General features: G+C 49.6%; 10 protein-coding genes. 4 read left to right on the plus strand and 6 right to left on the minus strand.

Annotation, left to right across the window (positions count from 1 at the left end; all coding sequences use genetic code 11):
- Window positions 1-35: 35 nt before the first annotated feature.
- Entirely contained in the window at window positions 36-2039 is a 2004-nt protein-coding gene (gene uvrB, locus GF404_05695) for an excinuclease ABC subunit UvrB (protein ID MBD3381675.1), read from the minus strand.
- 202 nt (window positions 2040-2241) lie between these two features.
- On the opposite strand from uvrB, the gene rplU reads away from it, so the two are divergent.
- Genes rplU through lpxD form a run of 4 tightly spaced genes read left to right on the plus strand, consistent with a single transcriptional unit; the run spans window position 2242 to window position 6501 of the window.
- The gene (gene rplU, locus GF404_05700; protein ID MBD3381676.1) at window positions 2242-2553 is read left to right on the plus strand and encodes a 50S ribosomal protein L21; all 312 of its coding nucleotides are present in this window, start codon (window positions 2242-2244) and stop codon (window positions 2551-2553) included.
- A gap of 28 nt (window positions 2554-2581) precedes the next feature.
- The gene (gene bamA, locus GF404_05705) at window positions 2582-4876 is read left to right on the plus strand and encodes an outer membrane protein assembly factor BamA (protein MBD3381677.1); all 2295 of its coding nucleotides are present in this window, start codon (window positions 2582-2584) and stop codon (window positions 4874-4876) included.
- A gap of 50 nt (window positions 4877-4926) precedes the next feature.
- Entirely contained in the window at window positions 4927-5457 is a 531-nt protein-coding gene (locus GF404_05710) for a hypothetical protein (protein ID MBD3381678.1), read from the plus strand.
- Between the two features lie 6 nt (window positions 5458-5463).
- The gene (gene lpxD / locus GF404_05715; GenBank protein MBD3381679.1) at window positions 5464-6501 is read left to right on the plus strand and encodes a UDP-3-O-(3-hydroxymyristoyl)glucosamine N-acyltransferase; all 1038 of its coding nucleotides are present in this window, start codon (window positions 5464-5466) and stop codon (window positions 6499-6501) included.
- Window positions 6502-6557: 56 nt separating this feature from the next.
- On the opposite strand, the gene GF404_05720 is transcribed toward lpxD, so the two are convergent.
- The 5 genes from GF404_05720 to GF404_05740 all read right to left on the minus strand — a co-directional run bounded on the left by GF404_05720 (window position 6558) and on the right by GF404_05740 (window position 10654).
- Window positions 6558-7007: a hypothetical protein gene (locus GF404_05720; GenBank protein MBD3381680.1), complete on the minus strand. Its 450-nt coding sequence runs from the start codon at window positions 7005-7007 to the stop codon at window positions 6558-6560.
- A gap of 14 nt (window positions 7008-7021) precedes the next feature.
- Window positions 7022-7444, minus strand: a complete 423-nt coding sequence (locus GF404_05725) for a DUF134 domain-containing protein (GenBank protein MBD3381681.1) — start codon at window positions 7442-7444, stop codon at window positions 7022-7024.
- Window positions 7445-7540: 96 nt separating this feature from the next.
- Complete coding sequence (locus GF404_05730) at window positions 7541-9292, minus strand: hypothetical protein (protein ID MBD3381682.1); 1752 nt, start codon at window positions 9290-9292, stop codon at window positions 7541-7543.
- Window positions 9293-9343: 51 nt separating this feature from the next.
- Window positions 9344-9904: a Fe-S-containing hydro-lyase gene (locus GF404_05735; GenBank protein ID MBD3381683.1), complete on the minus strand. Its 561-nt coding sequence runs from the start codon at window positions 9902-9904 to the stop codon at window positions 9344-9346.
- A gap of 12 nt (window positions 9905-9916) precedes the next feature.
- Window positions 9917-10654 carry a fumarate hydratase gene (locus tag GF404_05740; GenBank protein ID MBD3381684.1) on the minus strand — a complete coding sequence of 246 codons (738 nt, stop codon included), beginning with the start codon at window positions 10652-10654 and terminating at the stop codon, window positions 9917-9919.
- Window positions 10655-10657 lie beyond the last annotated feature (3 nt).

Genomic DNA, 10657 nt, shown 5'->3' on the forward strand with positions numbered 1-10657 from the left:
CTCTTATGTATAAATTCAGCCAAAGTTCTAATCATTTAACGTGTTTTTTTGGATTTCGTTCGCTGGGAACCGTCAAGTTTTCCGAGCTGGTCACGATAATACACCGCCGCCTCGAATTCGAGATTGTCAGCGGCTTGTTTCATAGCCTGCTTGAGGAATTTGCGTTGTTGCGATTTTTCCAGGTGTTTGAAGAAGTCTGGTAGCAGAACCTGTTCCTCCTCTTTCGATTTGGAGTCGGCGAATGCTGTCGAACGGATGATTTCATCTCTGGACTTGAAGATCGTAGCAGGCTCGATGCCATGCTTTTTATTATATTCAAGCTGGATTGTGCGACGGCGGTTGGTTTCGTCGATCGCTTTTTTCATAGATTTGGTGATCTTGTCGGCGTAGAAAATCACCTGGCTGTTGACATTGCGGGCCGCCCGCCCTGCAGTCTGTATGAGGGACCGTTCGGAACGCAGAAAGCCTTCCTTGTCGGCGTCCAGAATGGCCACCAGCGAGACCTCCGGCAGGTCGAGCCCCTCACGCAGAAGGTTGATACCGACCAGGACATCGAACTCCGCCAATCTCAGGCCACGGATGATTTCGACCCGGTCTATCGAATCGATTTCTGAATGCAGGTAGCGCACACGGATATTCAAGCCCTTCAGGTAATCGGTCAGGTCCTCGGCCATCCGCTTGGTAAGAGTAGTGGCCAGAACCCGTTCGTTCTTTTTCACACGCTTGCGGATTTCCTCGATCAGGTCATCGACCTGGTTAGCCAGCGACCTGACAAGTATTTCCGGGTCGACCAGCCCTGTCGGGCGGATAATCTGTTCTGTGACAACCCCCTCGCATTTTTTCAGCTCGTAATCTGCGGGAGTGGCCGAGACGAAAATGCACTTGTCGATCATGCCCTCGAATTCATCGAACAGAAGCGGACGGTTGTCCAAAGCCGAGGGCAGGCGGAAGCCATGTTCGACCAATACCATCTTGCGCGAGCGGTCCCCGGAATACATGCCGTTGATCTGGGGTATAGTCTGATGCGATTCGTCAATTATCATTAAAAAATCATCCGGGAAAAAATCTATCAAAGTATAAGGTCTCTCACCAGCTTTACGGCCGGTCAGGTGACGGCTATAATTTTCAATTCCGCTGCAATAGCCGATTTCGCGCATCATTTCAATATCGAATTGGGTACGTGATTCAAGCCTCTGGGCTTCCAAAAGCTTGTTCTGGCTCCGGAACTCATCGAGGCGAAAGTAGAGCTCGTTTTCGATGTCGCCAATCGCCCGCTCCAATTGATCCGGGCTGGTTATGAAATGCTTGGCCGGGTAGACGGTCTGATAACTCCGTTCCTCCTTGATTTCACCGGTGATATGGTCGATCGTGGTAATCCGTTCGATCTCATCGCCGAAAAATTCAATCCGGACGGGCATATACTCATAGGCCGGAAAGAGCTCGATCACATCGCCGCGAACCCGGAATGTTCCGCGGGAAAAGTCGATATCGTTGCGGTTGTAATGGATTTTTATCAGGTCTCGCAGAAATTCGTCTCTGTCGACAGACTGACCGACTTCGATCTGGACTATCTGGCGCTTGTATTCGGATGGTGAACCGATACCGTAAATACATGATACTGAAGCAACTATGACAACATCCCGACGCTGGAGCAATGATGATGTGGCGCGCAGTCTGAGACGGTCGATGTCTTCGTTTATATCGGTATCTTTTTCGATATATGTGTCGGTAGCAGGGACATAAGCTTCCGGTTGATAGTAGTCGTAGTACGAGATAAAGAACTCGACCGCGTTATTAGGGAAAAAGCCCTTGAATTCACCGTAAAGCTGGGCCGCCAGGGTTTTATTGTGCGATACAACCAAAGTGGGACGGCCGTAAGAGGCGATCACGTTAGCCATGCTGAAGGTCTTGCCCGAGCCGGTTACTCCCAGAAGCGTCTGGAAATCCCTGCCGGCCTTGAGGCCCTCGGTTATTTCTTTGATCGCACGGGGCTGGTCACCGGTCGGTTTATATGATGATACGAGCTCGAAATCGGACATAATCTATTTAAATTAGTAATCCACATCCAGCGGTCAAGCAGAAAGCGAAATTCTTCTAAAAGAAAGGATATTGAGTTATGCTGGAACTGCAAAATGTTTTTTGTTTACAATAGTATGAGAATTTGGTAATTAAAATGATCTTGACATGGGCAATGATTTTCGTATAATTCCGGCTTGATTTCGAGATTCGAAAGGAGAATCGATGTACGCAGTTATTGAAACCGGCGGTCTGCAATTCGAGGTGGAAGAGGGAAAGTCCCTCCATATCCCCAGGCTTGCGTCCACGGTCGGCGACAAGGTGAGCTTTGACAAGGTTCTGCTGATCAGCGGTGATGAGCCGAAGGTAGGTAAGCCGTATGTCGAAAACGCCACTGTCGAAGCCGAAGTGGTCAATCAGGGCAAAGAGGATAAGATAATCGTCTCCACCTACAAGCGCCGGACTAAATATCGCCGCAAAGCCGGACACCGCCAGCCCTATACGGAAATCAAAATCAACAGGATTGCCGTGCCCTGAACCTACCGGGCTGGATTCGGGATATAGGATGAGTTCTCGTTTTCTATTATTAGGGATTTTACTATTCGCACTATTTTCATGGTCTTCCACGGTGGAGGCCCAAAACCTCACGATCTCCTCGGTTGAGGTGCGCGGCAACCTGACTGCCGATCGCTCGCTCATCCTTTCCGTGGCTGATATCACCATCGGAGCGGTGCTGACCTCGACTTCGACCCAGGACGCGATCCGGGCTATCTATGGTCTCGGCCTGTTTTCCGATGTGCGCATCAAGGGCGAGGTGACCGACGAGCAGACGATCGACCTGATCATTGAGGTTGAAGAATATCCACGCGTCACAAGGGTGGAGTATTCCGGCAATGACAAGCTCGATGATGATGATATCAAAGAGGTTGATTCGATCGAGGTCGGACGACAGATTCCACCCCATGAACTGAAGCAGGCGACTGAACGAATTCGCCGCAAATACCAGGATAAGGGTTATTACCTGGTAAATATCGAGACTGAATTGAAGCCCGTCGAGGGGAGTCAGCTAAATCATGAACTCCTGATTAAACTCGATGAGGGCCCCAAGATCCGTATCATGGATATCGTCTTTGAGGGCAACGACGTCTTCACAGATGACAAGTTGCGGGGAAAGATGGGTAACAAACCCAAGGGCTTTCTGCGTTCGGGGAATTTTGATCCGGAGAAGCATGAAGAAGACAAAGAAAAAATTATCGAGTTTTATCATGAGAAGGGTTATCTCGATGCCGATATTCTGCACGATACCGTAATTGTGCACGAGGACGATCCGCGCTGGATGACTGTCAAAATCGAAGTCTATGAGGGTATTCAATACCGCTATGGCGACACGAAATTTACCGGCAATAAAATCTACGGCGACAAGCTTCTCCACAGCCGTTTGAAATACGACGAAGGCGACATTTTTAATTCCGAGAAATTCGAAGAATCGATTTCTGAACTGTATGCTGTCTACCAGGAAGACGGCTATATTCATGCCCGTATCTTTGAGAACATCAGCACGGTCGACAGCATCCTGAATATCGAATTCGAGGTTTCCGAGGGTGTCCCGGCCAAGATCCACAAGATCGTCATAAACGGCAATACCAAGACCAAGGAGAAGGTTATCCGGCGCGAGATGGCTTCACGACCGGGTCAGGTTTTCCGCCGTTCGGCTTTGATGAGATCTGTGCGAAATGTGATGCTCCTGAATTACTTTGGCAAAGCTGAGCCGGATTTCAAGGTTCTTCCCAATGGCGATGTCGATCTGATTCTCGAAGTCGAAGAGAAGCCGACCGGGCAGTTCAACGCAGGCGCTGGTTACTCGGGTCAGGACAAGCTGGTAGGAACGGTTTCGCTGGGAATGCCCAACTTTCGAGGCAATGGCCAGACGCTTCAACTCTCGACCGAGTTCGGATCTCGTCGCAATTCGCTTTCACTGTCTTTCACAGAGCCCTGGTTGTTTGGAACGCCGACCTCCTTTTCGGCTTCGATCTACAATCTCAATCGTAAATGGTACGATGACTTCTGGGAAGGTCGCCGGGGCGGATCGGTACGCTTCGGACGACGCCTGAGATGGCCGGATGATTATTTCCGGGTCTACGCCAGTTATCGTCTGGAAGATATTCGCTATTATGATTTCGAGGATTCCGTCTATGCCGCCGATCCGAATTCGCTGGCGCGATTTAACGAGGATTGGCTCCGGACCTCTTCGGTGACATCGACATTGATGCGCGATTCACGTGATTTGCCGATGTTTCCAACATCAGGATCGGTTCACTCCTACACGGTTGAGTATGCCGGTGGTCCCCTGGGGGGAGAGTGGCAGTACCACAAGCACACCTTTGAAGTAAAACATTTTTACAAGTTGTTCTGGAAATTCGTACTCGCAGGAAAGTTGAAACTGGGTGTCGTTGATTCACCTGACGGTGACGACGGTGTACCTTTTACAGAGCGGTTTTCGCCCGGAGGAACTGATCCCGACGGCACACTTCGAGGCTATGAAGATGGTGATGTCACGCCCAAGGATGACGACGGCTACAATATCCGCGGTCGATCGATGCTGGTCTACAATGCCGAAATCCAGTTCCCGGTAGTCGAACAGCAGATCTATGGCTTGTTGTTTGCCGATGCCGGTAACAGCTGGCTGGCCGGATACCAGATTAGACCTTTTGACTTTAAGGGTGAGTTAAAGAGATCGATTGGGGCCGGTTTCAGGGTGGTTATCCCTGGAATTGGAATCCTTGGATTCGATTTCGCTTATGGCTATGACAAAGATGATCCCGGCTGGAAACCTCATTTCCAGATCGGTTCAACGTTCTAAACAGGTTCGAAAATAAATCGGTAACATAAAAGTAAGAGAGTGGTGATGTCATGAAGAAGACCATTATTTTTCTTCTGCTAGCTCTGATTGGAGTTCCCCAGTTCGCTTCTGATATGGTGGCCCAGAGTGGAAAAATAGTATATGTTGATTCTTACCGAATTCGCAGTGAGTACCGTGAATTCCAGTCCGCGCAGGAAGTTTTTGACAAGGATCTCGATGCCTGGCAGAAAGAAGCGATGGAAATGGAACAGGAGATCGACAGCCTCAAGCGTGATCTCAACGAGAAAGCCCTGCTTCTCTCAGAAGAAGCCCGTGCCAAAAAAGAGGAAGTGATCGCAACTAAAGAGGCCGCATTACAGAAATATATGGTCGAGGTGTTCGGCCAGGGCGGTCAGGCTGAACAGCGCAACCAGGAACTTACCAAGCCGCTTCTGGACAAGATAACCGCTGTTCTGGAAAAAATCGCTCAGGACAATAACTACGATTATATCTTCGATTCAGTTAACGGTAATATCGCCTATGCCAAGAAAAGCCTGGATATAACCGACAAGGTGCTGGACGAGCTCGAAAAAACGCAGTAGTAAACTATGGAGATTACAACAGGGCGCCTGGCTGAAAAGCTGGGCGCTGAACTCAAGGGTGATCCCGAAATCGTCTTGACCGGGATGGCTTCGATAGAGTCCGCCGGGACAGGTGACCTGGCTTTTCTGGCGAATAGTAAATACTACAAGTATCTCGAGACCACCCGGGCATCCGCAATCATTGTCTCTCCCGAAGTCGTGGAAGCACCGGCTACCCTGATAGTTCATCCCCAGCCATATTTCATATTTGCCCAGGCATTGCGACTGTTCTATGCCGACGGGGACCAGCATGAACCGGGAATTCATGATAGCTCTGTAATCGGTGAAAACTGCGAGATTAGTTCGACGGCTTATGTCGGCCCGAGTGTAGTGATCGAGGACGGTGTCACGATCGGTGAGAAAACTCAGGTGCTGGCCGGTTGTTTCGTCGGCAGGGGATGCCTGATTGGTGCTGAATGCCGGCTGTTTCCAAACGTCACCCTGAGAGCAGGTTCAAAGCTGGGTGATCGGGTGCAGATCCACAGCGGGACTGTAGTAGGTTCCGACGGCTTTGGTTACGCTCAGGTAAACGGCCATCACCACAAGATTCCCCAGGTCGGGATTGTCGTGATAGAAGATGATGTCGAAATCGGATCCAATTGCTCGATCGACAAAGCCGCTTTGGGGGAAACGAGGATAGGTCGCGGCACAAAAATCGACAACCTTGTGCAGATCGCCCATAATGTCAAGATCGGTCAAAACTGTATCGTTGTTTCTCAGGTCGGAATTTCCGGTTCGACCAAACTCGGCAACAATGTTATCCTGGCCGGGCAGGTCGGGCTCGTGGGGCATATCGAAATTGGCGATAATGTTATGGTGGCGGCCCAGAGCGGTGTCAATAAATCGCTGGAAGCAGACAAAGCATATTTTGGCTCGCCCGCAACCGAGATTATGCACCAAAAGCGAATCGAAGCCTCGACAAAAAAACTGCCGGAACTGATCAGGCGGGTTCGTAAACTCGAAAAACAACTGATAGAAAAAAACTCCGAAAAAACTAATGAATAGGTCAGGACCCGTGATGCTCTCTTTTGTTTCGAGTCGATATTTTCTCTAAGAATCAATCAAGCTTCGTGCTCGTGGCCTCCGCACTTAAAGTCTTTTAATACCTGCAGTTCACCTTTAATGTACTTATCTATGATAACGTCTATCTCGGCATCGTCATCGACAACATAAGCGCTTATACCGGCCTCCCGCAGGTCATTCATCAAGCGTTGACCCATCCCGCCGGCCAAGACAACCTGGCAGTCTGCGATAGCGTCAATCAGTCCCTTGTGAGAGTGGTTGTGGTGATGGTGACCATGCTTTTCACCCTTGTGAGGTAATTCACCTTGTATCGGCGCACCCAGCTTAATCTCCTGCTGGCGGTGATGGGTGAACTTGTTTTCGATGATCTGCTTATCCTGGACGGACTCGGGTGATATAGTATATATGGCGAAGTATTTGCACCGCCCGAGATGCTTGCTGATATGTTTCCGGTCGCTGGTTGCGACAGCAATTCTTTTTGTGTCCATAATATGGTCTCCGTTTATTCCGGCAGGTCGTTCTTACGTGAAGCTTTCGCCTTGTCGATAGAAGTAAGGGCCCGGTTGTTCTTCTTGTAACAGGATTGCGAGCCTTTTAACCTGCCATGTCGTTTCTTCAAATTTGTATTCAATTTATCGCGGTAATAATGACCACCATTAATAGTGAGTGCCTTGCCGTTAACCAGAAAATCAGCTACCTTGCTGTTAGCGCTGGATAGTATCCGGCCAAGTGTCTGGCGGGATATATCCATCTGGCGCGAGGCCTCCTCCTGGTAATGACCCTCCAAATAGCAGAGACGGATAGCCTCGAGTTCATCGCGTGTCAGTTCGATCGTTTCAAGATCGCTCATACGCACGCCTCTCGGCTTGAAAAATAATCGCTCCGGATCAAAACACACACGACGACGACGTGCTGGACGCGGCATCTGAACTCCTTTCAATTATGAGCATATGCTCATATGGGAGAATTTACTCAGCAAGTTTAAATCTGTCAAGTGAAAACGGGGATTTTTAATCAAGCGTCAATCATCTTCGAGTATGCGAAGAGTTTGCTCGAACGTCAGGAGCAAGCCGATTTTTTCGGTGTTGTTTGCTTTCGATTCGATATGATCGTTCACTATCCTGTCGAGCATCTCCGTTTTTAGGTATTCGCGACTGAGGGTTTTATCTGAACAGAGCATATCCTTCAGCCAGTTTGCCAGCGGGTTTCGGAAAGCATCCGTGTAATCGAAGATGCCTGGCGGATGTTTGATTCTGGCGATGGATTCAATAAAGCGTGTGAAGGCAACCCTGAGAAGTGAGGCTGACAGGGGCAGGTTGGTTCTCTGGTAACGGATTTTACCTGCCTGCGGATATACGAAGCGCCAGATATGCCGGCCCAGTTTCATCAGCAGTTTATATTCGGCGGGAACACTGAAATTAAACTTCATCAGTTCGTAGTCGAGGAAGATATTGCGGAATTCAAGAAGATCATTTTCGAGCCAGAGCCCGGCCATCATGTACTGACTGCCAACTTCAAAATGATCCATAGTTAAAAATGTCTGGAGGTAATCATCCTGACGGTTTTCACGAATAATCTGCATGACAGCCCGCTCCAGGCTGTCATAAGGAAGATCGACTGTGCAGATGTTTTTCAGCTCGTCAATCGTGAAGCCGTTTTGATGCCAGTCCAGAAAATACTTGTAAAAGTCATCATCATGTCGGGCTTTCGAAAACGGAAGTATTTTCGTGCTCAGGTGCCCTACGAATTTGTTGCCCCACATTGCATTAACCACAATATCTGCGAACTTTTTGACTTCATGGCGGATCGAAATACCATGGAAATTGATGGCGGAATCATAACCATGGGTGTTATAAACCGCTTCCTGCAGGTTCTCTGGCAAAAAGTCGGGTGTTATTACAAGCGGATGATGACGCAGATTGAAGGCTTTGCAGACATCCTCGGCAATCTCGATATCGCGACTGTTGCTCTGGCCGATAGTGAATGCTGGCGGACGGTATCCCGCTTTGATCATCGAAATAGCCATCAGCCTCGAATCACTGCCACCAGAGAGAGATAGCGATATATTGCCCTCGGTCATGCGTTGCGCGGCATCGTGAGTCTTTTCCGCTAATGTCGTTGCGGCATCGTTCAGACTCATCTTTTCCGGCCTGTACTCGGCTTTAAAATAACGCGTGCGCTTGATGCCTTTCTCTGAATAGACCAGGTAACGGCCATGGCGAAGTTTGCGAATATCCTCGCTGAACGATTGGTCACCCAGAATCAGACCGGTGCTCAGAAATTGTGGTATCACTTCCCGATTGATTCTGCTTTTACCCAGTACCTGGGCCAGAATCAGGGGGGAAGGGCTGAATACAAGCTGGTTGTTATATTCACAGTAATAGAGCGGTCGAGAAGCATAGATATCTGATCCCAGCACCAGTCTCTTCCGGCCCTCATCCCACAACACGAAAGAGTACAAACCGTTAATTTCCGACAGGCGATCCAGGCGGTCATGGAGGTAAAAATCGAACAGCGAGTGTGAAACCGATTGGTCATCAAACGGATCCGAAAAAACTTCACCCCAGAAGAACAGGATCAGGTGCATTCTCTGTTCGAAGAAAGGCTGATCTATCATATCGATTATATTCAGCGTCTTGAAACCGAGCTGGACACAGTCGTCATGATAACTGTACACAGGGCTGTCAAAAGCGGAGACTTTCTTACCCAGTGAGTCGTATAATCTTGAATCAGGCTTTTTATCGAACGAAACTATTCCGTACAGTCCAGGCATATCTATAAAAAACCCCGTCAAGGCGACGGGGTCAACAAAAGTTTGTATTTTTTAAGCAACTTTATATTTCTCAATACCTTCACGAAAGAGATTTCCGCCGTAACAGTCCATGACCACGATTGCGGGAAAATCATTGACCGTTAGTTTTCGCACAGCCTCCGGTCCGAGGTCTTCATAAGCGATAACTTCGGCGGCTGTTATCGAGCGTGAGATCAGCGCACCCGCTCCGCCAATGGCCAAAAAATACACACCTGTATGTTCTTTTAATTTGCCGGCCACCTCAGCAGACATCTCGCCTTTTCCGATTGCGCCCTTCAAGCCGGCATCGTACATAGCCGGAGCGTACTTGTTCATGCGATATGAAGTAGTCGGACCGGCGGAGCCGATTACCTTGCCCGGCTTGGGCGGAGTGGGTCCGGCATAATAGATCAATTGCCCTTTGGGGTCAAACGGTAACTTTTCGCCCTTGGCCAGAGCATCAGTCATGCGTTTATGGGCGGCATCCCTGCCGGTATAAATAGTGCCGTTTATCAGTACCTCGGTACCGATTTTCAGCTCCTTGACCAGGTCATCAGTCAGGGGAGTCTCTATCCGAATTTTATTGCTGTTCATCTGATTGCCTCCTTACAGAACGATCGATTTGTGACGGGCGGCGTGACACTGCATATTGACCGCCACCGGGAAACTGGCGATATGGCAGGGATGAGCCTCGATATGAACCGCCAGCGCGGTCACCCTTCCGCCCAGACCCTGCGGACCGACACCGGTCTTGTTGACAAGTTGCAAAAGCTCCTTCTCCAGCTCGGCATAGTATGAGCTGGGATGAGTCGAGCCGACCTCGCGCAGGAGAGCTTTTTTGGCCAGTTGCGCGCATTTGTCGAATGTTCCGCCCACACCCACTCCGACTATCACCGGCGGGCAGGGATTACCACCAGATTTTTCGACTCTTTCAACCACGAAATCCTTGAGCCCTTCGACACCGTCTGACGGCTTGAGCATCCTCACCTCGCTCATATTTTCCGAACCGCCACCTTTGGGCGCGCACTGGATTTCCAATTTGTCGCCGGGAACGATTTCCAGGTTGATGATGCAGGGGGTGTTATCGCCGGTGTTCTTGCGTTCGAGCGGATCGGAGACGATCGATTTACGCAGGTACCCTTCAGCATAGCCCTGGCGGACGCCCTCGTTAAAAGCATCGTTAAAATCACCGCCCACCAGGCGCAAATCCTGACCCATGCGAACAAAGAAGACCGAGAAGCCGGTGTCCTGGCAGATCGGAACCTGCTCATCACGGGCGATTTCAGCGTTTTTAACGATATCGTTTAAGATCGATTTGCCGAGCTCAGATTCCTCGATGTCGATAGC

The organism is Candidatus Zixiibacteriota bacterium (genome assembly GCA_014728145.1).
In the GTDB taxonomy this organism is placed as follows: domain Bacteria; phylum Zixibacteria; class MSB-5A5; order JAABVY01; family JAABVY01; genus WJMC01.

Bases quoted from the DNA above. Each gene is read 5' to 3' on its own strand.
- GF404_05720 (MBD3381680.1), bottom strand. From the start codon at position 7,007: ATGGACACAAAAAGAATTGCTGTCGCAACCAGCGACCGGAAACATATC.
- GF404_05730 (MBD3381682.1), bottom strand. From the start codon at position 9,292: ATGCCTGGACTGTACGGAATAGTTTCGTTCGATAAAAAGCCTGATTCA.
- lpxD (MBD3381679.1), top strand. From the start codon at position 5,464: ATGGAGATTACAACAGGGCGCCTGGCTGAAAAGCTGGGCGCTGAACTC.
- GF404_05710 (MBD3381678.1), top strand. From the start codon at position 4,927: ATGAAGAAGACCATTATTTTTCTTCTGCTAGCTCTGATTGGAGTTCCC.
- GF404_05725 (MBD3381681.1), bottom strand. From the start codon at position 7,444: ATGCCGCGTCCAGCACGTCGTCGTCGTGTGTGTTTTGATCCGGAGCGA.
- uvrB (MBD3381675.1), bottom strand. From the start codon at position 2,039: ATGTCCGATTTCGAGCTCGTATCATCATATAAACCGACCGGTGACCAG.
- GF404_05735 (MBD3381683.1), bottom strand. From the start codon at position 9,904: ATGAACAGCAATAAAATTCGGATAGAGACTCCCCTGACTGATGACCTG.
- rplU (MBD3381676.1), top strand. From the start codon at position 2,242: ATGTACGCAGTTATTGAAACCGGCGGTCTGCAATTCGAGGTGGAAGAG.
- bamA (MBD3381677.1), top strand. From the start codon at position 2,582: ATGAGTTCTCGTTTTCTATTATTAGGGATTTTACTATTCGCACTATTT.